Origin of the sequence: Sphingopyxis italica, assembly GCF_011926545.1 — a bacterium.
GTDB lineage: Bacteria > Pseudomonadota > Alphaproteobacteria > Sphingomonadales > Sphingomonadaceae > Sphingopyxis > Sphingopyxis italica.
Window position 1 is genome coordinate 181,838 of sequence record NZ_JAATIT010000004.1, and the last position, 23,218, is coordinate 205,055.

Consider the following 23,218-nt stretch of genomic DNA (forward strand, 5'->3'; position numbering starts at 1 on the left):
TCGTTTTCTGCATGACGCGGAAGTATGACCACCAGACCGTTTTCCTCCGGTTGCCGGCTGTAACGCCGGGCGAGCGCGCGACGCCGCCCTGATCAGGCGGCGAATTTCATCTGCGCCGCCTTCCGCACGCCAGTCTCGAGATGTTTCGCGATCTCGTCCGAGGTCCGGCTTACCGCCAGCTTCACGGCTTCGTCGATATGTACATAGTCCTGCGTCACGCTTTGCGACGCGTGGCCGAGCATCGCGCGGATCGTGAGCTCGGAGAAGCCGAGTTCGCCAGCCATGCTCCCGAAGGTGTGGCGCAGCGTATGCGGCGTTACACCCTCGATGCCGGCCGAGCGGCATAGCCGGGCGAGGCAGTCGCTGACGGCGGTAAAAGGGCCTTCGCCATTCGACGCGGGAAAGACGTAGGGGCAGCCGGCAATTTCGGTTTGAGCGACGACGATCTTGATCGCCTCGGGGCCGATCGCCCGATATTGCGCGTCGCTCTTCGTGTCGGGGAACGCGACGTAACCGCCCATGGGGTTGACCCACTGCCGCTGCAGCGCCTGCGCCTCTTCGCGCCGATAGCCGGTCAGAAGGAGCGTCCTCACGATAGCGAGCGCAACGGGGTTCTCGGAACCCAGTTCGGCCCGGCCGATTGCGCGCCCAAGCAGCACGATCTCGGCGATGCTGAGACGCCGGGTCTTTTTCTTTGTCGCGAGCTTCTTCGCGCCCTTCGTGGGATGTTCCGCAATCAGTCCCTTATGCTTTGCATGGCCGAGAATGGCCTGAAGGGTGCCGAGGCTCCTCCCGGCAACGCCGGCGCCGCCGGTCGGGCGGCCGCCGCGCCCGCCCGAAGGAGGCTTTCGTGTCTGACCGGTGGCGATGTCATTCTGCATGGCCTCGACGTCGGCGATCGTCAGCTTTCGCACGAGGCGTTTGCCCATCAGCGGGATGATGTGCGTCCGGATGCGGCTCTCGTCCATGTTGAGCGAGGTGTTCTTGATCGGGCGGTTCTTCCGTCCAAGAATGCGGCCGGCCCGCGCTTCGACGAGATACCATTCGCACATCTCGGCGACATTAAGATCTTTCCGGACCCGGCGTGACTCCTCTGCGGGATCTTCGCCAGAGGCGACCTTGCCCAACTGAATCTTCGCCAGCTCGCGGGCTTGTTCAACCGTCATGACGCCGAAGCGCCCGATCTTCACTCGCCGAACCCGGCCTTCCTCATTCATATACTGGATGACGAAGGTTTTCGTCCCGGTTGCGCCGACACGGACACCGAAACCCTTGATCTCGGTATCCCAAAGAAATGCCTGGCCTGTCGCTGGTGCAGCCAGCGCATCGACCGTCCGCTTATTGAGCTTTGCAAGCGCCACAAGTTCCTCCATCATATTACGCGAGGGTGGCAGATTCGAAAAGTAATAAGGACGTAATAGAAATTCACCGCTTCGCAGGGTAGGCCGAGGATAGAATATCGTAGGCTGAAGTCAACAAAAGCTTGCTTTTTAGTGCCTTGGCGTAGAAAAAGAAGTTCTGGCGTAGTTGTCGTAATTTCTTGCCAAGGTTGGGGTCGAGGGTTCGAATCCCTTCGCCCGCTCCAGAATTCCGAATAGTCGCAGCAGCTTGCCGGTGTCTCCGCCGGCATCGTCCGGTCGCGCGCCGATCAATCGTCGTCGGCGGGCGCGGCTGCGCGTCTGAACGGATCTTCGCGCAGCGAACGGCCCGCCGTCTCAGGCATGTAGCGCAGCGCGGCGAGCCCGACGAGGCAGGCGAGCATCATATAGTAGGCGGGCATGAGCGGATCGCCGGTCAGGGTGATCAGGCCGCTGCCGACAATCGGCGCGGTGCCGCCGAAGATCGAGGTCGAGATATTATAGGCGATCGCGAAGCCCGCGAAGCGCACCGCGGTCGGGAACATCGCGGGGAAGGTCGCCGAGATCGTCGCAAGCTGCGGCACATATAGCAGGCCGAGCGCCATGAAGCCGATGAGTGCGCCGGTGAAGCCGGTGCCGATCAGCATATAGAGCGGCACGACGCCGAGCAGCAGGCCGATCAGCGACCAGCGCCACATCGCCCGGCGTCCGACGCGGTCGGACAGCGCGCCCGCGAAGGGCAGGAAGATCATCATAAACAGCATGCCGACGATCGGCACCAGCAGCGCCTCTTCGTTCGACAGGCCGATGCGACGCTGGAGATAGGTCGGCATATAGGAGAGCAGCGAATAATTGACGACGTTGAGAGCGACGACGAGCCCGCCGACGACGAGCAGCGGACGCCAATAGTCGCGTATGAGGACGCCAAGACCGGGCGGCTGGCGCCGTTCGGCCGACGCCATTTCCTCGCGAAAGATCGGCGTGTCCTCCATCTTCGATCGCACATACATACCGATCAGCCCGATCGGGCCCGCGATCAGAAAGGGGATGCGCCACCCCCATTCGTGCATCGCCTGATCGCCGAGATGCAGCGAATAGCCGAGCATCAGCGCCGCGCCGAAGGAAAAGCCGGCGAGCGTCCCGAATTCGAGGAAACTGCCGTAAAAGCCGCGCCGGTCGTCGGGTGCATATTCGGCCATGAAGGTCGCCGCGCCGCCATATTCGCCGCCGGTCGAAAAGCCCTGAAGCATCCTGAGCAGGATGAGCAGGGCCGGGGCCCAGAAGCCAATGTTGGCGTAGGATGGAATCAACCCCACCGCGAAGGTCGCGCCCGCCATCAACAGGATCGTCATCGCGAGCACCGACTTGCGCCCGATGCGGTCGCCGAGGGGCCCCCAGAACAGCCCGCCGAGCGGCCGGACGAGGAAGGAGATGGCGAAGGTCGCGAGCGCGAACAATATCGCTTGCTCGGTATCGCCGGGGAAAAGCGCGGCCGAGATATAGGTCACGCCATAGGCGTAGATGCCATAGTCGAACCATTCGACCGCATTGCCGAGCGCCGACGCGGCGACCGCGCGGTGCAGCGGTGACGGCTCGCGAAAGGGGGGCGGGTGCCCCGGGGCGTGAAGCGTTACGGGTTTTTCCATGGGTCACCTGTTTGCGGATGGGATTCGGTCGATGCGGCGGAAGGTTCGGGGCCGGCGGGGTCGAGCAGCGCGGCGACCGGCGTCGTGCGCGGCAGAATCTGGAAATCCTGCTGCGCCGCGCCCGGCACCGGCTCGCTGGTCGCGAGGCGCCACAGCCCGAAGCCGAGCATCGCCGCCGCCCCGAACGCGATGAAGAGGAAGAGCCCGCCGGCGCCCGCCAGCGTCATCGCCGCGGCGGCGCCGAGCGGGCCGAGCGCCGCGCCGGCCGAATAGAGGAGGACGAGCTGGCCGCTCGCGGTGACGCGCTCCGACGGCAGCAGGCGGTCGTTCGCAAAGGCGACGCAGAGCGGATAGAGCGCGAAGCTGAGCCCGCCGAACAGCGCGCCGAGGGCCAGCAGCAGGGCTCCCGCCGGTGCCATGGCAAGCGCGATGCTGACCGCGAGCGTCGCGGCGAAACAGGCGATGATGACGCGCCGCCGGTCGTAGCGGTCCGACAGCCGGCCGAGCGGCCATTGCAGCGCGACGCCGCCGAGGATCACCGTCATCATAAAGGTCGCGGTGTCGCCGAGGCTCAGGCCGATCCGGCGCGCGTAAATGGCGGCGAGGCCGTAAAAGGCGCCGAGCAGCAGCCCGGTGATCCCCGCGCCGGCGACGCCGAGCGGCGACGCTTCGAACAGGCGGCGCAGCGGTAGCGAAGCCGCATCCTCGAGCGTCGGCGCGGTGGCGCGTGTCAGGCAAACCGGGATGATCGCGAGCGAAATCAGGAGTGAAGCAAGCTCGAACGGGATTTGCGGCGCGCTGTTCCCCGACCGCAATATGAGCTGGCCGAGCGCCTGTCCCGAATAGAGCGCGACCATATAGCAGGCGAGTATCGTGCCGCGCGTCGTGGGTTCGGCGCGGTCATTGAGCCAGCTTTCGACGCAGATGAAGACCCCCGCGACGCACAGCCCGTCGACGAGGCGCAGCGACGCCCACAGCGCGGGATGCTGGAACAGCGCATAGGTAAGCGTGCTCGCCGACAGCAGCGCGACGAAGGCGGCGAAGGCGCGGATATGGCCGACGCGGCGCACGACCTCGCCCGCGCGGAGCGCGCCGACGACGAGCCCGCCGAAATAGGCGGTCGCGACGAGGCCGATGATCATCGTGCCGCTGCCCGCGCGTTCGAGCCGCAGGCCGATCAGCGTCGACAGGAAGCCGCTGCCCGCCATCATCACGAAAATCGCGACCAGCAGGCTTCGCACGGGCAGGATCGTTGCGAACATCGGCCGCGGCGGCCGCCGCGTCACGCGGCGCGCCGGCCCTCCGCGCGCGCGTCCGCATCCTCGACCAGCGCCTTGTGCAGCACGCGCACCGCGGCGTCGAAGTCGCGGCTTTCGACGATGAACTGGACGTCGACGTTGCGAATCTGATGCTGCATCGCGATCATCGCGATGCCCGCATCGTCGAGCGCGCGCAGCGCATCGGGGACGAGCCCGGGGCGCGAAATATCGCTGCCGATCGCCGCCACCATCGCCACCGGCTGCGCCGAAATCGCCGCGTCGGGATAGGTTTTTTGCAGGTCGGCGATCACGTTCTTCATCGCATCGGCGCTCGCCGACAGATAATGGGTGATCGTGTTCGCGTTCGACGATTTGCTGACGATCCAGACCCCGTGCCGCGTCAGCGCGTCGAGGATCGCGGCGTCATAGCCCTTTATCCCGACCATATCCTGTTCGAAAAATTGCAGCGCCTGCATCTGGCGGATGCCGGTGACGATCTCGACGCGCGGCACATCCGAAACATAATCTCCGGTCACCAGCGTGCCGCCATCCTCGCGGTCGAAGGTGTTGCGAACGCGCAGCGGAATGTCGGTCTGGCGCAGGCCGCGCCCGGCGCCGGGATGGATCGCTTCCATGCCCAGGTTCGCAAGCTGATCGGCGACGTCGTAGTTGGTGCGGCCGATCTTGCGCGCCTTGTCTTCGCCGACCAGTTTCGGATCGGCGCTCGACAGATGGAATTCCTTGTGGATGATCGCCTCGCGCGCGCCGGTGAGCACCGCGAGCCGCGAAAAGGTCATCTCGGTATAGCCGCGCGCATAGCGGCGCACCATGCCGCCCTCGCACCCGGCATAGCCGGTGACGATGGGAAGCGTGGTCGCCAGGTCGATCGCGGCGAAGGCGTCGCCGATCCGCGCATCGAGGGTGCGGAGGTCATCCTGGTCCCACAAGGTCAGGTCGACGAAGCGGGCGTTCACGTCGCGGTCGCGGAGCAGCAGCGCGGTGCTGTGCGCGCTGTGCGCCTCGCCGATCCCGGCGAGCAACTCGCGCACCGTCATCAGCTGCTCCTTGACGCAGAAGCGGCCGTGCGCGCGCAGGCGCGCGAGGTCTTCGAGGCATGCGGCAACCGTGGCAATGCGGGTGTCGACGAAGGCGTCGGCCTCGTCGCGACTTTCGGGCCGCGCGAACATCGCCGCATTGCGTGTCTGCATGGCGCGGCGGACGTCTTCCATCGCCTCGCGCCAGCCGCCCGCGTCGTCGTCGGCGACGAAACGGCCATAGACGCCGGGCGCGCCGCTCTTCTTGTTCTCGAGCAGCAGGTCGGTCATCCCGCCATAGGCCGAGACGACGAAAATGCGATTGTAGAGGTCGGCGCCCGCGCGCCCCGCGATCAGCACATTGTCGAACAATGTCGCAGTGGCTGCCATCGACGTGCCGCCGATCTTTTCGACGCTGTGACGTCCGCTCATGCCGCCACCGCCTCGAACAGCGGGCCGCGCTCGACGGTCAGCGGTTCGGGATCGCCGCGATGCGCGAGGAACCAGGGGCGCGGCTTGTCGACGCCGAACGGTTTTTCGAGCCGATTGGCGACCGCATTATAGACGAGGAAGGCGTTGGCGCGCGGGAAGGGCGTGATGTTGCCGTTCGACCCGTGCATCAGGTTGCAGTCGAACAGGATCACCGTCCCCGGCTTGCCGGTCGGCGCGACGATGCCGTGCTTGTGCGCGAGTTCGGCGAGGCTTTCCTCGTCGGGGACGCCATATTCCTGTTTCTTGAGCGAGCTCAGATAATGGTCGTCGGGGGTTTCGCCGACGCACGTCAGATAGGTGCGGTGCGATCCCGGGATGACCATGAGCGGGCCGTTGTGCGGGGTGTTCTCGGCGAGCAGCACCGACATCGACAGCGCGCGCATCCGCGGCATGCCATCCTCGACATGCCAGGTCTCGAAATCGCTGTGCCAATAGAATTCGCGGCCCTTGAACCCGGGTTTATAGTTGAGCCGCGACTGGTGGATATAGACTTCGTCGTCGAGCAGGAAGCGCGCGACATCGGCCAGCCGCGCGTCGGCGGCGAGCCGCGCCATCACGGGGCTCTGCGCGTGAATCTCGAAGATCGAACGGATTTCCCGGCTTTGCGGCTCGGTGACGATCGTCTCGCCGTCGAGCGCGGCCGGATCGGCGAGCAGCGTGCCCGCGGCCTTTTGCAGGAACGCGACTTCGTCGGCCGAGAAGATGTCCTCGAGGACGATATAGCCGTCGCGGTCGAACTGCGCCGCCTGGGCCGGGCTGATCGGCGCGTCATTGCTCCATTCGCTATGGACGACGGGATCCTGCCGCGGCCGCATTTCGGCTTCGGCGGCGTGGCGCGAGGGGTAGAGGTCTTGCATCGGACGTCTCCCTTTCTTGTTTTGCTGAATGTCAGTCGGCGACGACGAGCTCGGCGTCGGCCGGATAGGCGCCCGTTTCGTCGTGCACTTCCTTGCCGGTCACCGGCGGATTGAAGGCGCAGGCCGTCAGAATATCGGTTTCGGGCCGCACGATATGTCGGTCATGGGCATTGAGCGCATACATCACGCCGGGTTCCAGCCGGTGGATTTCGCCCGTTCCCAGATCCTCGATGGTGCCAGTGCCCTTGAGCACGAAGACGGCTTCGAGATGGTTCTGATAGTGCATCTTGAGCTCGGTGCCGGCGAACATGGTGGTGACGTGGAAGGAAAAGCCCATGCCATCGTCCTTGAGCAGCATGCGGGCGCTGGCCCAGCCGTCCGAGCGGACGTTACGGTCGGATTTGCGGATTTCGTTGAGGTGGCGAACGATCATGTGAATGTCTCCTGTATCATTCGGCGGCGACGGCGTAGTCGGCGGCCATCGCGTCCCGGATCTTGGTTTCGAGAATGTCGAGGCCGGCGCCGAGGACGGCGTCGTCGATCACGAGCGGGGCGAGCACCTTGATCACCTCGTCATAGGCGCCGCTCGTTTCGATGATCAGCCCGGCGTCGAAGCAGGCGGCGGTCACGGTCGCGGCAAGCTCGCCCGACCCGACATTGACGCCGCGCATCATGCCGCGGCCGCGCACCTCGAAGCCATGGTCGGCGGCGATGCGGGCGAGCCGCGTTTCGAGCAGGTCGCCGCGCCGCTTGACGTCGCGCTGGAAATCGCCGCCGCTCCAGAAATGCTTGAGCGCGGCGGTTGCGGTGACGAACGCATGGTTGTTGCCGCGGAAGGTGCCGTTATGCTCACCCGGCGACCATTGGTCGAGTTCGGGGCGCAGCAAGGTCAGCGCAAAGGGCAGGCCCATGCCCGACAGCGATTTCGCCAGCGTCACGATGTCGGGGGTGAAGCCCATATCCTCGAAGCTGAAGAAGCCGCCGGTGCGGCCGCAGCCGGCCTGGATGTCGTCGACGATCAGCAGCGCGCCATGCGCTTTCGCAATGTCGGCGATCCGGCGCAGCCATTCGGGCGATGCGGCGTTGAGCCCGCCTTCGCCCTGCACGGTCTCGACGAGGATCGCCGCGGGGGCGTCGAGCCCGCTCGACGGATCGGCGAGCCGCTGTTCGAGCAGGTCGGCGGTGTCGACATCGGCGCCGTAATAGCCATCGTAAGGCTCGTGCGCGACGTGGCTCAATGGCACGCCCGCGCCGCCGCGCTTCGCGGCATTGCCGGTGCAGGCGAGCGCGCCGAGCGTCATGCCGTGAAATCCGTTGGTGAAGGCGATCACCATTTCGCGGCCCGTGACCTTGCGCGCGAGCTTGATCGCGGCTTCGACGGCGTTGGTGCCCGTCGGGCCGGTGAACATCACGCGATGGTCGAGCCCGCGCGGCTTCAGGATCAGCTCCTCGAAGGTGGCGAGGAAATCCTGCTTGGCATCGGTGTGGAGGTCGAGCCCGTGCGCGATGCCGTCGGCGGCGATATAATCGAGCAGCGCCTGCTTCAATATCGGGTGGTTGTGGCCATAGTTGAGCGTCGAGCAGCCCGACAGGAAGTCGAGGTAACGCCCGCCCTGGCCATCGTGCATCCACACGCCTTCCGCCTTGCCGAACTGGCGCGGCATCGAGCGGGAATAGCTGCGCACCGCCGATTCGCGGCGCTCATAGATCGTCCTGTCCGGAATCGCGCCGGACGGCTCGGGGGTCGTAATCATGTGTCTATCCCTGTTCTGCGTCTATCTTCATGCGGTCGAGCGGCCCGATGCGGGCCAGATATTCGGTGGCGTGGGCGCCCGCGAAATGAGTCTCGCGTTCGAACAGCGCGCTGCGTTCAAGCTCGGCATTCCATTTGCGGGCAAGGCTGCGGAACAGTCCCCACGAGGCCTGATTGTCGGCGGTGATCGTCGTGATCATGTGCGTCACGCCGTCCTGAGCCGGCCTCGTGAGCAGATCGGCGATCATGCGGCTGGCGAGTTGCTTCCCGCGCCCCTCGGTGGAGACGGCGACCTGCCACACGAAAAAGGCTGCCGGATCCGACGGTGGGCGATAGCCCGACACCCAGCCGACGATCCGCCCCGCCTTCTCGGCGATGACGCAATGGTCGGCGAAATGTTCGCACTGGAGCAGGTTGCAATAGCGGGAATTGCGGTCGAGCGGCGGACACGCCGCGATCAAGGCGGTGATCGCCGGTCCGTCGGCCGCGATCGGCCGGCGGAAGCCTATGTCGGCTTCGGGCGCCGCAATCGCGTCGAAATCTTTCGCTGGAGGCAATGACTCTTCGTCTTTTTGCCGATCTAGTATCTTTCATCTCCTGAAATAAATTTCGGATTTTGGCGGCCCGTCGAGGCCGCAGTTCGCGCAAAATATAAGGATTGAAGCCAATCGCGCAACCCGCTACCGTAATTTTATTTCATATATCGAAATATATAACATGCCTGCGTCACGGGTGGGCGATCGGGGATAATGCGTTGGCGCGCGCTTGCCGGGCCGCTAATGAAGGCCATGGAATCCGAGATTGCGAATGCGACGTTAAAAGCCTTGCGGCGCGTTCTGCGCGCGACCGACGGCGGCACCCGCCGGCTTGCCGCGGCGACGGGGCTGACGCCGTCGCAATTGCTGGTGCTGCGCGAAATCGATACGGGCGAGGCGGTGACCCCGGGCCTGATCGCGCGGCGGTTGCAGTTCAGCCATGCGACGATCACGGCGATCGTCGACCGTCTCGTCGCGCTCGATCTCGCGTCGCGGTCGCGGAGTGACCAGGACAAGCGCCGCGTACTTCTGGAGGCGACGGCGAAGGGGCGGCGCTGCCTCGCCGAAGCGCCCGACATGTTGCAGGAAATATTCGCCGACCGCTTTGCCGCGCTCCCCGCATGGGAACAGGCGATGCTGCTCGCGGGCACCGAACGCCTGGCCGACCTGCTCGGCGCGGGCGACATGGATGCCGCGCCGTTGCTCGATGCGGGGGCGATCGATCGGGCTTAGGACCTAGGAGAAGGTCAGCGACGCGAGCGCGACGATGAAGAGCAGGATCACTGCGCTGAACAGCGCCGTCAGCGCGGTGAACAGGACCGCGCTCGAACGACGGCGCGGATAGAGTTCCCCGAAATCGACCGCCGCCGTCGCGTCCGCATCGTCGCCCGCGGCGTCGTCATGCGACGCCTTGAGCAGCGCGGCGCTGATCGCGCTCGCCGGGACGGGCGCCAGAAACTCGCACCCGAAACGCCGGCCGTCCGCGCGAACGACGCGCGCCGGGGCGGCGCCCAGCTCGGGCAGGACGAGCAGAAAGGTTTCACCGAGCGAGAAGGCGGCATCGGTCTCGATCAAAAGGCCCGTTCGCGACAGGTTCCGGATGACGACCGCGACCTCGGTCGTCGCCGAACGCGCCGCGACGTCAAGCCGCAAGGTGCGCCGCCGCATCCGCCTGCGGTCGGCGGTCAGGGCGGGTTCCGCGATATGGGCGAGCAGCGATCTCACCACCGTCTCCTTTGGCGAACAGCTATCGCGCGGCAAGCTTAATATTGCCTTGTCGCCGGCCCGGTCGCCGGATCGAATGCGTAAAAACCCGGTCGGCACGGGCGTCCAAAGGAGCCCCTCGCGACTAAACAATTAAACGGATTTGCCCTCGCCGACCGCTGGGGGTTGCGACGAGCCGTTGCATCTTGTGGACCGAATCGGGACGCAATCGGGCGGGTAGCGAGCCCGGCGCCGCTTCGGCAAGATATTGCATCTTATTGAATAGTAACCCTCTTCTGCTCTGAAATGTCGCATGGGGATGGCGAAGGTCAAGTCCAAGACCGGCTTTCCTAAAAAATTGTTAACGCGCTTGCGGAGTCTCGAGATTCCATGCTCTCCTGATGGGTGGGGAAGGTCCGAGTCGCTCGGACAGTGGGTCGCACTGACATTGGTGGAAATTTTGCTGTGCCGTTTTCGCGGCAGGGCGAGGTGCGTGCGAGGGAAACAGACATGGATGCTTTCGACAATCCGGTCCGCGACGGAATCATTGGTCCTCAACATGACGGCGCATCGGCCGATCAGACGAACAAGGCCGCGCCGGACAGCGATTTCCTGGCGGCCGCCGCGTATGTCACCGCCACCGCATCCGCCTTGCCGCTCGCGATCCAGGCGATCCTCGTTCCCGACGCGAGCGGACGCATCGTCCTGCCCGCGGGCGCGTCGATCGACGACGTCAGCGTATCGGGCGCCGACCTGATCGTCACGCTGCCGAACGGCCAGGTGCTGATCATCCCGAACGGCGCGGTCGATATTCCCTCGATCGTCATCGACGGTGATACGGTGCCCGCCAGCACCGTCGCGCAGCTGCTCGACAATCTCGGCGAGCTCAATCCCGAAGCCGGCGTTCGCAGCTCGGGCGGCAATTTCGCCGACCCCGAAGGGCCGATCCAGGACGCCTATGCGCTCGGCGACCTCCTGCCCTACACCGAACTCGCCTTTTCGCAGCCCGAAGACCGCGAGCTGTTGCCCGCCATCCCCGATGACGAACCCGAGGTGGTCATCCTTACCCCCGACCAGCCCGCCGGGGCCGCGGCCGCCACCGCGAGCGTCGACGAGGCGGGGCTTCCGGTGCGCGAGGGTGAACCCGCGGGCAGCGACAGCGCCGCGAACAGCGAAACCACGACCGGATCGATCGTCTATGATGCGTCCGACGGCCTCGATGCGATCACGATCAACGGCACCGCGATCACCGCGGTCGGCCAGGTCATCGCGACGCCGCTCGGCCAGCTGACGATCACCAGCCTGACGCCGGGCCAGGTCGGTTACAGCTATACGCTCGCCGACAACAGCGATGCGAACGCCGATCCGACCGACGTCTTCACGGTCGTCGTCACCGACCGCGACGGCGACACCGCGACCGCGACTTTGACGATCGACGTCATCGACGACGTCCCGACCGCGCGCGCCGACACCGACGCGGTGCCGGCGGGCAGCTTTGCGCCCGAGGCGGGCAATGTGCTGACCGGTGCGGGGACGACGAGCGGCGCGGCGGGCGCCGACACGCCGGGCGCCGACGACGCGGCACTGACGGGCATTCGCGGCGCGGACGGCGAAGGCGGCTTTGCGGCGCCCGGCACGGTGCAGGGCCAATATGGCGCGCTGACGATCGGCGCCGACGGCGGCTATTCCTACGTCCGCGATCCGGGGACGCCGGGCGGGGTCGACGACGTTTTCACCTATCAGATTACCGACGGCGACGGCGATACTTCGACGGCGACCCTGACCATCCGTATCGCCGACGCACCGACCGTCATCACCTTCGTCCCGGGCGAAGGTGATGACGGCACCATCGTATACGAAGCCGACCTGCCGGGCCGCGATGGCGAGACCCCGGGTTCGGCCTTCGGGGGCGGTGGAGGTGGTGGCGCTTCGACCAGCGGTACCATCACCTTCACTGCGGTCGACGGCGTCGGCAGCGTCGCGATCGGCGGCACGACGCTGAACCCCGGCGCGCTGCCGCAGACGATTTCGAGCGACGCGACCGGAACGCTCGTCGTCACCGGCTATAGCTTCGATCCCGCGACGGGCGAGGGATCGGTCACCTATGTCTATACGCTGATCGACAACACGCTCGACGGCGACGGCACGACGGTCAGCTTCGACCTCATCATCACCGACGCCGACGGCGATGCGGCGTCGGATACGCTCGACATTATGATCGTCGACGACGCGCCGACCGCGCGCGCCGACAGCGACAGCGTGGCTGAAGACGGCGCGGCGACCGCTGACGGCAATGTTCTGATGGGCTTGGGTGGCGGCGACGCCAATGCGACCGACGGCGTCGCCGACACTCAAGGCGCCGACGGCGCGGTCGTGACCGGCGTGGCCGGCGGCAGCGTCGGCGAACCGCTCGCCGGCGCCTATGGGGTGCTGACGCTGAACGGCGACGGCAGCTACAGCTATGTCCTCGATAACGCATCGCAGCCGGTGCAGGGCCTCTCCGCCGGCGAGGTGCTGACCGAGATCTTCACCTACACGATCACCGACGGCGACGGCGACACGTCGGCGACGACGCTGACGATCACCATCAACGGCACCGACGACGGTGTGACGGTCGACGGCCTCGACGCCGAGGGCGCCGAACTGACGGTCGATGAGGATGATCTTGGCGATGGTTCCTCGCCCGATGCCGCCGCGCTGACGCAGGACGGCAGTTTCAACATTTCGACCCCCGACGGCCTCGGCAATGTGACCGTCGGCGGCGTGCCGGTCGTGACCAACGGCGTGTTCGCGCCCGCGACGGTGCCCAGTCCGCTCGGGACGGTCAACGTCACCGGCTTCACCCCCGTCACCGGCGCGGATGGTTCGGTCGTGGGCGGCACCTTCACCTATGAATATATACTCGCCGACAACACGCTGACGCATGGGGCGGCCGGCGAGGACAGCGTCACCGACAGCTTCGACGTCCTCGTCACTGACAGCGACGGATCGAGCGCGAACGCCAGCCTCGACGTGCGGATCATCGACGATGTCCCGACCGCGCGCGACGATGCCGATAGCGTGACCGAAGATGGCGCGGCGACGGCCGACGGCAATGTGTTGACAGGCTTGGGTGGCGGCGACGCCAATGCGACCGACGGCGTCGCCGACACTCAAGGCGCCGACGGCGCGAGCGTGACCGCGGTCACGGGCGGCACGATCGGCGCCGCCTTCGCAACGACCTATGGCACGCTGACGCTGAACGCCGACGGCAGCTACAGCTACGTCCTCGATAATGCGGCGCAGGCGGTGCAGGGCCTTTCGGCGGGCGAGGTGCTGACCGACAGCGTCACCTATACGATCACCGACGGCGATGGCGATACGGCCACCGCGACGCTGACGATCACCATCAACGGCGCCGACGACGGCGTGACGATCGAGGGTCTCGACGCCGACGGCGCCGAGCTATCCGTCGACGAGGATGATCTGCCCGCGCGCGCCGGCGAAGCGCCGGGATCGGACGCGATCCCCGACGGCGTCACCGACGGCGACAGTTTCAGCGTGTCGACCCCCGACGGCATGGGCAGCGTCATACTCGACAGCTTCAACGGCGTGCCGCTCGGGGCGCCGTTGACGCTGGTCACCGCCGACGGCGGCTTCACGCCGCAATCGATCGCGACCGCCTATGGCACGCTCGCGGTCACCGGCTTCACCCCGGTCACCGGCGCCGACGGATCGGTGATCGGCGGCAGCTTCACCTACACTTACACGCTGAACGACAACCGCACCGACCATCCGGCGGCGGGACAGGACGACCGCACCGACAGCGTCGGCGTCACCGTCACCGATGCCGACGGGTCGAGCGCCAGCGCGGCGATCGACATCGGCATCACCGACGATGTGCCGGGCGCGATCGACGATGGCACGGTGCAGACGGTCGAGAATGCGCCGGTCACGATCGACGTGCTCGCCAACGACGTGCAGGGCGCCGACAGCGTCCAGCCGTCGGCGGTCGCGCTCGTCGCGGGTTCGCTGACGGGCACCGGCACGCTCGTGAACAATGGCGACGGCAGCTTCACCTACACCCCCGCGGCGCAGGAAAGCGGCACCGTCAGCTTCCAGTATCGCATCACCGACGGCGACGGCGACAGCGACGTCGCCACCGCGACGATCACGCTGGTGGCCGATTCGGCGCCGCGGATCCGCAATGCGCAGGATGTGACGGTCGACGAGGACGGGCTTGCTGGCGCGAACGTCGACAACGGCCTGCCCGGCGAAACGACCTCGACCGGCAGCGCGAGCGCGGCCGGCACGATCACCGTCGATTTCGGCAGCGACGTGCCGGGGGCGCTCGCGGGCTCGCTCGTCCTCAATGACAGCCCCGCGCTCGACACGCAGCTTACCGTCGGCGGCGCGCCGGTGACCTTCGCCAAGGACGGCGCCGATCTCGTCGGTTCGGTCGGCGGCAATGAAGTGATCCGCATCGCCCTGACGACCGCGGCCGCCGGCCCCGGCGCGACCGAAGTCACCTACGGCTATTCGGTCACGCTGGCGCAGGCGGTCGATCAGGCGCTTCCCGGCGTCGAGGACAGCGATCTGCTTGCGGGCATCGGCTTCACCGTCACCGACAATGACGGCACCCAGTCGTCGGGCGCGTTCGGCGTCACGATCGTCGACGACCTCCCCACCCTCAACCTGTCCGACACGCCGACGAGCGTCGTCGAAGGCGCCACCGTCAACGGCAGCTGGACGCTCGACGTCGGCGCCGACGGCGTGACCTCGGTCGCCGTGACCTTCGGCAGCGGCAGCGCCACGCTCGCGCTGACCCCCGGCAGCAGCGTGTCGATCGCGCAGCCGACCGGCACGCTGACGGTGAGCGCGAACGGCAGCTTCAGCTTCGCCGCCACGGGCGACCAGAACGACGCTGCGAATCCGTCGGCGAGCTTCACCCTGTCGGCGGTCGACCGCGACGGCGATCCGACGTCGGACAGCCTGACGATCGCGATCGCCGACGGCGCGAACCCGGTGGGCGCGGCGCCGATCACGCTGACCGTGAACGAAGCCGCGATCAATGGCATCGGCAGCGATCCGGCAAGCAACGCCGAAACCGCCAGCGGCAACCTCAGCTTCACCGCCGGGTCGGACACGCTGTCGGGCTTCGCCTTCACCGGCGTCGCGGACCTCACCGCCAGCCTCGACGGCACGGGCACCGACATCTTCTGGATGCTCGTCGATGGCCAGACGATTACCGGTTCGCTGACGCCGGGCGGGCCCGCCGCGATCACGATCAGCCTGACCGCACCCGCGAGCATCGCGCCCGGCGCGCCCGCGAACGCCAGCGTCACCGTCACGCTCGCCGACAATCTGCCGCACGCGATTGCCAATGCCGCGCAGACGCAGGGGCTCGGCAATGTCACTGTGCAGGCGAGCGACACCGACGGCGATCTCGCGACCGGGGTCGTCACGGTGCAGGTCACCGACGATATTCCCGCCGCAAAGCCCGACACCGACAGCGTCGCGGAGGACGGCGCGCTGATCGCCGACGGCAATGTGCTGACCGGTGGCGTCAGTCCCGATGCGAACGCCACCGACGGCGTGGCCGATACGCCGGGCGCCGACGGCGCGAGCGTCACAGCGCTGGCGGGCGGCACGGTCGGCGCGCCGCTGGTCAGCGCCTACGGCACGCTGACGCTGAACAGCGACGGCAGCTATAGCTATGCGCTCGACAATGCGAACAGCAGTGTGCAGGGCCTCTCGGCCGGGCAGACGCTGACCGAAATCTTCACCTACACGATCACCGACGGCGACGGCGATCCCGCGACGACGACGCTGACGATCCTAATCAACGGCGCCAACGACGGCGTCACGATCAATGGCCTGGCGGTCCCGGGCGGCGAGGAGGTCGTGAACGAGGACGACCTTCCTGACGGCTCGTCGCCCGATGCGGCGGCGCTGACCCAGACGGGCGCCTTCACCATCGACGCGCCCGACGGCCTCGACGACGTCACCATCGGCGCAGTGCAGGTGATGACGAATGGCGTCTTCACCCCCGGCCTGACGACGACGAGCCCGCTCGGTACGGTGACGATCACCGGCTTTACCCCCCTCACGGCGGCCGATGGCTCGGTGATCGGCGGCACTTTCAGCTATGCCTATGTGCTCGACGACAACACGCTGACCCACCCGGCGGCGGGCGAAGACGATGTGACCGACAGTTTCGCGGTCACCGTCACCGACAGCGACGGCTCGGTCGGAAATGCCAGCCTCGACGTCCGGGTCATCGACGACGTTCCGGCCGCATCGCCCGAGCCGAACCAGAATGTCGCCGAGGGCGCGACCGTCACCGGCACGCTCGATTTCGTCGCGGGCGCCGACGGGGCGAGCGTTACCGCGATCAACAGCACGGCCCTGGTCTTCGGCATGGACGGCTTTTCGCAGATCATCGACATCGGCGACGGCTCGATCAAGGTGAAGGCAGACGGCAGCTACAGCTTCACCGCCGATGCCGCGGTGCCGGGAACGGGCAGCGCCTCGGCGACCTACACGGTCACCGACGGCGACGGCGACGCCGCGACCGCGGCGATCAGCTTCACGATCACCGACGCCAATGCGCCGACCGCGGGCGAGACGCAGGCGTCGGTCGACGATGATGCGCTTGCGGGCGGCAACCCCGCGAGCATGACCGGCGACCTTGCCGACCCTAACGGCGACGGCGACAATGATCAGGCGACCTTCAGCGGCCTGTTGAATCTCGATTTCGGCGGCGATGGCGCGGGCTCGGTGAACTTCGCCGCGATGGACGGGCTGTCCGTCAGCGTCGGTCAGGAATCGGTCCAGCTCGCCTGGAACGCCGGCACGAACACGCTGACCGCCACGGGACCGCGCGGCGCGCTGTTCACGGTCGAACTGACCAATCCGGCCACCGGCGCCTATCAGGTTACGCTGCTCGACAACGTCCTGCACACGCCGGGCGGCGACGAGAATGACGCCTCGGTCGTGCTCGGCTTCACGGTGATCGACAGCGACGGATCGACCGCGCCCGGAACGCTGCGCATCGCATTCGACGACGACGCGCCGACCGTCGTTGCGGGCACGGTGCAGCCGACGTTGACCGTCGACGAGAGCAATTTCGCCGGCGACGACGGCGCCAGCTTCGCTTCGGTGTTCACGCCGGCCTTTGGCGCCGACGGCGCCGCGGCGGCGAATTCGGTGACCTATGCGCTCGGCATCGGCGCCGGTGCGACCGGCCTCGTCGACAGCGCGACGAACGAAGCGGTCGTTCTGGTGCTCAACGGCAACATCGTCGAAGGCCGTACCGCGACGACCAACGCGCTTGTCTTCACGGTCGGCGTCGCGGCGAACGGAACGGTGACGCTCGACCAGAGCCGCGCCGTCATGCACACGCCGGACAGCGGTCCCGACCAGCCGGCGGGGCTCTCGGCCGACAATCTGATCACCCTGACCGCGACGGTGACCGACGCCGACGGCGACACCGCGACCGCGACCGCGAACATCGGCCAGAATCTCGTCTTCAAGGACGACGCGCCGGTCGCGAACGATGACAGCGCGGGCCTGACCGAAGGCGGCCCCGCGTCTGTCATCTTTGACGTCGATACCAACGACAGCAACGGCGCCGACGGCTTCGGCAGTCGCAGCTTCACCAGCCTGACGGGCAGCTATGGCACGATCACGGTCAATCCCGACGGGACGCAGACCTATACGCTGACCCCAGCCGGACAGGCGGCGATCGATGCGCTCGCCCCCGGGGCGACGCTGACCGACATCTTCACCTACACGCTGACCGACAAGGACGGCGACAGCGACCCCGCGACGCTGACGGTCACGCTGACCGGCGCCGACGATGGCGTCACCATCACCAATCTCACGCCCAAGCTCGGCGGCGGCGACGCGACGGTCGACGAGGATGACCTCCCCGCCGGATCCGATACGACAAAGGAATCGCTGACCACGACGGGCAGCTTCAATATCTCGGCGCCCGACGGGGTCGCGAACCTGTCGATCCATGGCGTGCAGCTGATCAACAATGGCGTTTTCACGCCCGCGGCGATCCCGACGCCGCTCGGCAATATGCTGAACATCACGGCCTACAACGCCGCGACCGGCGAGGTGAGCTACAGCTACACGCTGAACGCCGCCGAAACGCACCCCAATGTGCAGGGCGAGAACAGCCTGTTCGAGGATTTCACCGTCGAACTGACCGACAGTGACGGCGACGATACCGACAGCCTGCTGTCGATCGCCATCGTCGACGATGTGCCGACCGCGCGCCCCGACACCGATGCGGTGGCGGAGGATGCGCCGGGCGGTGCGACGGGCAATGTCATCACCGGCATCGGCACCACTAACGCACCGGGCAGCGCCGACACCGCGGGCGCCGACGGCGCGGCGGTGACCGGGGTCGCGGCGGGGACGTCGGCGACGGCGGTCGCGGGCAACGTCGGTGCGGCGCTGGGTGGCAGCTATGGCTCGCTGACGCTGAACGCGGGCGGCGGCTACACCTATACGCTGAGCAACGGCAATGCGGCGGTGCAGGCGCTCGGCGTCGGCGAGACACTGACCGAGACCTTCACCTATACGATCACCGATGGCGACGGCGACCAGGCGACCACGACGCTGAAAATCACCATCAACGGCACGAACGACCTGCCGACGATCGGAACGGCGGCGACCGCCGTCTCGGACGAGGGGCTGGCAGGCGGCTTGCCCGACGGCGCGGGGACCGTCGACACGACCAACCTCACGCTGCGCACCGGAACGATTACGGTCGGCGATCCCGACGGCGATCCGCTGACGCTGTCGCTCGGCGCGCCCGCGACGGCGCTGTTCTCGGGCGGCCAGCCGATCGTCTGGGACACGGCCAATCCGCAGCTCTTGCTCGGCAAGGTCGGGACCGACACGATCATCAGCGTCGCGATCGACAATGGCGGCAATTACAGCGTGACGCTGTCGGGGCCGATCGACCACCCCGACACGACGCAGGAAGACGCGCTGTCGCTTGTGGTGCCGGTCAGCGTCTTTGACGGCACGACCACCGTTACCAATACGACCGCGCTGACGATCGGCCTCGAAGACGATGCGCCCATCGCGATCGCGCCGCTGGCGGCCGGGCTGATCAACGCGCCGGGCTCGTCGGTCTATCAGTCGCTCGATAGCGATGGCGACGTCGACAATAATTACGGCGGCGACGGCCCCGGAAGCGTCATCTTCACCGCCGCGACGATCGCCGCGCTGCAAGGCCAGAATCTGACCGCGGGCGGCCAGGCGCTGACCTATGTCCTTTCGGCGGACGGCACCGTGCTGACCGCCGAAAAGCCGAACGGCGACGATGTCTTCATCATCCGCCTGCAACCGGCGGGCCATGCCAATCAATATCAGGTCGAGATGGTTCAGAAGCTCGATTCGACAGCGACGATCGATTTCGACGACGGCGGTTATGACTTTAACGGCGGCAATACTTCCTGGGCTGGTTTCTCGGTGGCGGGCGACAACAATAGCCAGGATCTCTTGTTGACGCCGATGACGGGCGGGGTCGACGGCGGCACCGTGAACACCAACAACGGAACGGGCGGCATCGGCGCCGGCCAGTCGGTCGACGCCGGCGAGGCGATGCGCGTCGATTTCGTCGTCGACCTCACGGGTTCGCCGAACAGCGGACAGAGTTATGCGGTGTTGGCGAACCAGAACCATGCCTTCGACTCGCATTACAATGCGAACGGCGCGTCGGCGCTGTTTACGAATATCGGTTCCAGCAGCAGCGTCCGGCTTGTCGCGCGCGACGATATCGACACCGACAACGACATCGGCGACGGGGTCAAGGACACGATCACCAAGGTCGCGATCAGCTTCAACAATGCGACGCTCTCCGTGACGGCCAATGGCACCTATAATGTTGGCGGTCAGGACTTTACCGTGACCTTCGCCAACGACGAAGCGACCGTCGCCGGTGTTGTCACGAATACCGTCGTCGCGGGCTTCACCGCCGACGGCTACAACAGCATCGAATTCCACCACGCGGGCGGCGATACGTTCAAGATCGGCGATTTCGGCGCGGTCGTGCAGACCGAAAATCCGGTGAATTTCAACGTGCCCGTCACGATCGTCGATGGCGACGGCGACACGGCGCCGGGCTCGCTGGCGATCACCACCGCGCCGCCGTTGCTCGTCGTCGGTTCGGCCACCGACGACGACGCCGGCGAGCCGACCGACCATGTCGTCGCCAACCCGCAGGGCCAGCCCGACGGCGCGATTGCGGGCGGCGCCTTCGACGACACGCTCGTCGGCGACCCCGGCTCGGTGACGATCACCGAGGGGCAGCAGGCGAATATCGTGCTCGTGCTCGACAGCTCGGGCAGCATGACGACGCAGATCGACTTCGGCAACACCACGATTTCGCGGATGGATGCGCTCAAGAACGGCGTGAACGCGCTGATCGACAGCCTGGCGCAATCGGGTGCGAAGGACGTCCGCATCACCGTGATCGATTTCGATGGCGACGGCGACAATCTGGGGACGTTCGACCTGATCGTGAACGGCGTCGTCCAGACGGGCGAGGTCGACGACGCGAAGGATGCTGTCGATGGCATGTCGGCGTCGGGCAGCACCAATTATGAGGACGGGCTTCAGGAGGCGCTGGGCTGGATCAACGGCGGCAACGGCATCGCCGGCGCCGACGTGAACAAGGTCGTGTTCGTTTCGGACGGCAATCCCACGGTCTGGAACAGCGGCGGCAATGGCAGCGACAGCGACGCCACCAACGTCCAGAATTCGATGGATCAGGTTCTGGGAATCGACGACAGCACGAACGAACCGCAGCTGATCCTCGCGACCGGCTATTCGATCGATTCGGTCGGGGTCAACGTCAATTCGACCCTCCTTGCCCGGCTCAGCGATGTCGAGGACGGCAATGCTTCGGGCGGAACCGGCAGCGCGACCAACGCGGCCTCGGCCGAAGAGCTGGCCGCCGTGCTTCAGGTTCTCGGCGGCTCGACCGACCTCGCCGCAGCCGGAAACGACACGATCAACGGCGGGGGCGGCGCCGACGTCATTTTCGGCGACGTGCTCTACACCGACACGCTCGCCGCCGACCTCGGCGTGAACCTGTCGTCGGGATCGGGCTGGGCGGTGTTCCAGACGCTCGAAGGCCGGGTGAGTGCCGAATCGATCGATCCCGCGGGCAATGGCGCGGACTGGAACCGGCAGGACACGATCGCCTATGTCCGCGCCAACTATGCGGAACTGGCGCAGGAAAGCGGCCGAACGGGCGGCCATGACACGATCAGCGCCGGCGACGGAAACGACGTCATCCTCGGTCAGGAAGGCAATGATATAATCGACGCGGGCGGCGGCGACGATCTGATCGCCGGCGGCACGGGCCGCGACGTCATGGCCGGCGGCGCGGGGAGCGACAGCTTCGTCTTTAACGCGGGCGAAAGCCGTCCGACGCTGGGCGGCAGCGGCAATGCCGGGACGATCACCGGGCATGATGTGATCACCGATTTCGATCTGGCGACCGACATATTGAACCTGCCCGGCACGCCGGTCGCCGACGGCGACGGGATCGTCAACGGAATCAATTCGGGGCTGACGATCGGCGGCGAACCGGTCCGGTCGCATTCGGTCACCAACGGCGTGATCAGCTTCGACGACAACAATAGCTTCACCGTGGCGCTGGACCTGTCGAGCGACGCGCGGGTAGCGGCGGCTGTCGACTATCTGCAAAGCAACAACATCGGCCCCGCGGGGACGACCGTCGCCTTCGTCGCGGGCACGCGGACCTTCGTCTATCAGCAGGTCGGAACCGATCCGGACCCGGTCAACGACATCCTCGTCGAGTTGCAGGGCGTCACGATCACCAATTTGAACACGCTGATCGGCACGCGTGTCACCCCGGTGACGCTCGATCTCGGCGGCGACGGGCTCGATTTCGTCTCGGCGGCGGCGGGCGCCGCCTTCGACCATGACGGCGACAGCGTGCGCGAGGCGACCTCGTGGGCGGGCCGCGGCGACGGCATCCTCGTCCGCGACGCCAATGGCGACGGCATCGCCAATGATGGCGGCGAGATCAGCTTTTCGGTCGCCGGCTCGACCGACCTCGAAGGGCTGCGCCTGCAATATGACAGCAACGGCGACGGTCAGCTCAGCACCGCCGACACCGAATTCGCCAGCTTCGGCGTGTGGCAGGACGCGAACGGCGACGGCGTCACCGACGCGGGCGAGTTCCGCTCGCTCGCCGATCTCGGCATCGCCAGCATCGCGTTGACCTCGGACGAACAGGCCTATGTCGCGGGCGACGGCGAGGTGATCGTCCATGGCGAGGCGAGCTTCACGCGCACCGACGGCAGCGGCGGCGCGGTCGGCGACGTGTCGTTCATCACCCCGCGCGCCGCGAACGATGCCGACCGCACGGCGGGCAACCAGGCGCTGACCGGCTCGCTGGTCGCCGCATCATTGATCGCCATCGCGCATGACGAGCGGCCGGACGGCCCGGCGACGGACAAGACCGTGAGTGAAAATGTCGTCACCATCGAAGCGGCCGATGAAAGCGGCGCCCCCGCGCTGACCGAAATCGCCCGCGCGGTCGCACCGCACATCGCGGCCGAAACCGCGCCTGAACGGGAGGAGGACGCCCGGTCCGCTCCATCGACGACCGCCCACGACGACGCGGCGCCCGCTTCGATCGACGCGGATCGCGGCGACTGGCGCACCGACGCCGGGGGCGATGCGGGTCCGGACGATAATGCGGATGCCTTGTTCGACCAGGTCGCGGACCATGCGGCGCCGGGTCAGGGCCTGATGGACGGGCTGCTCGCGCTCGCCGCGCTGCCGGCCGATGCCACCATCGCCGATGCCGCCGCGCCCGAACCGGCCGCGACGGCGGTGCTCGCCGAAGTGCTCGAAGGCGCCAATGCGATCGACCAGCTCATCGACACCGTCGCGGGTGCCGGGACCGCACAGGAAGCGGCCGAAGCGCCCGCCTTCGATCTGGCGCAATTGCTGGATCAAAGCGTGATTTTGGAGGCGGGGATCGTCCCGCATCCGACGATCGAGCAGGAACTTCACCAATTGGCGACGGCCTGACCG

The 23,218-nt window shown here is 66.8% G+C and carries 11 protein-coding genes; 2 read left to right on the plus strand and 9 right to left on the minus strand.

The features are described 5' to 3' along the window. Positions 1 to 92: 92 nt before the first annotated feature. The 8 genes from GGR90_RS15325 to ectA form a co-directional block, all read right to left on the minus strand. Positions 93 to 1,361, minus strand: a complete 1,269-nt coding sequence (locus GGR90_RS15325) for an integrase arm-type DNA-binding domain-containing protein (protein WP_167922571.1) — start codon at positions 1,359 to 1,361, stop codon at positions 93 to 95. A 287-nt stretch (positions 1,362 to 1,648) separates the two neighbouring features. Then, a complete protein-coding gene (locus GGR90_RS15330) occupies positions 1,649 to 3,004 on the minus strand; it encodes an MFS transporter (protein ID WP_167922269.1) in 1,356 nt (451 codons plus the stop codon). Next, entirely contained in the window at positions 2,989 to 4,266 is a 1,278-nt protein-coding gene (locus tag GGR90_RS15335) for an MFS transporter (RefSeq protein ID WP_167922572.1), read from the minus strand. The genes GGR90_RS15330 and GGR90_RS15335 overlap by 16 nt, the downstream gene beginning before the upstream one ends. Before the next feature lie 20 nt (positions 4,267 to 4,286). After that, positions 4,287 to 5,729, minus strand: a complete 1,443-nt coding sequence (locus tag GGR90_RS15340) for an aspartate kinase (RefSeq protein WP_167922270.1) — start codon at positions 5,727 to 5,729, stop codon at positions 4,287 to 4,289. Continuing rightward, entirely contained in the window at positions 5,726 to 6,646 is a 921-nt protein-coding gene (gene thpD, locus GGR90_RS15345) for an ectoine hydroxylase (protein ID WP_167922271.1), read from the minus strand. Before thpD ends, GGR90_RS15340 begins: the two co-directional genes overlap by 4 nt. Positions 6,647 to 6,677: 31 nt before the next feature. Next, the gene (locus tag GGR90_RS15350) at positions 6,678 to 7,079 is read right to left on the minus strand and encodes an ectoine synthase (RefSeq protein WP_167922272.1); all 402 of its coding nucleotides are present in this window, start codon (positions 7,077 to 7,079) and stop codon (positions 6,678 to 6,680) included. Positions 7,080 to 7,095: 16 nt separating this feature from the next. Beyond that, complete coding sequence (gene ectB / locus GGR90_RS15355; RefSeq protein ID WP_167922273.1) at positions 7,096 to 8,400, minus strand: diaminobutyrate--2-oxoglutarate transaminase; 1,305 nt, start codon at positions 8,398 to 8,400, stop codon at positions 7,096 to 7,098. 4 nt (positions 8,401 to 8,404) lie between these two features. Beyond that, positions 8,405 to 8,908 (minus strand): diaminobutyrate acetyltransferase, encoded by a 504-nt coding sequence (gene ectA / locus GGR90_RS15360; protein ID WP_167922573.1) that lies wholly within the window; start codon positions 8,906 to 8,908, stop codon positions 8,405 to 8,407. Positions 8,909 to 9,187: 279 nt separating this feature from the next. Here ectA and GGR90_RS15365 point away from each other — a divergent pair, with 279 nt between their 5' ends. Beyond that, on the plus strand, positions 9,188 to 9,667 hold the full coding sequence (locus GGR90_RS15365) for a MarR family winged helix-turn-helix transcriptional regulator (protein WP_167922274.1): 480 nt from the start codon (positions 9,188 to 9,190) through the stop codon (positions 9,665 to 9,667). A gap of 3 nt (positions 9,668 to 9,670) precedes the next feature. Here GGR90_RS15365 and GGR90_RS15370 read toward each other — a convergent pair whose 3' ends face one another. Beyond that, positions 9,671 to 10,159, minus strand: coding sequence for a PilZ domain-containing protein (locus tag GGR90_RS15370; protein ID WP_167922275.1), 489 nt, complete (start codon positions 10,157 to 10,159; stop codon positions 9,671 to 9,673). A 489-nt stretch (positions 10,160 to 10,648) separates the two neighbouring features. Between GGR90_RS15370 and GGR90_RS15375 the strand changes: the two genes are divergently transcribed. Next, a complete protein-coding gene (locus GGR90_RS15375) occupies positions 10,649 to 23,215 on the plus strand; it encodes a VCBS domain-containing protein (protein ID WP_167922276.1) in 12,567 nt (4,188 codons plus the stop codon). The last annotated feature ends 3 nt before the right edge of the window (positions 23,216 to 23,218 follow it).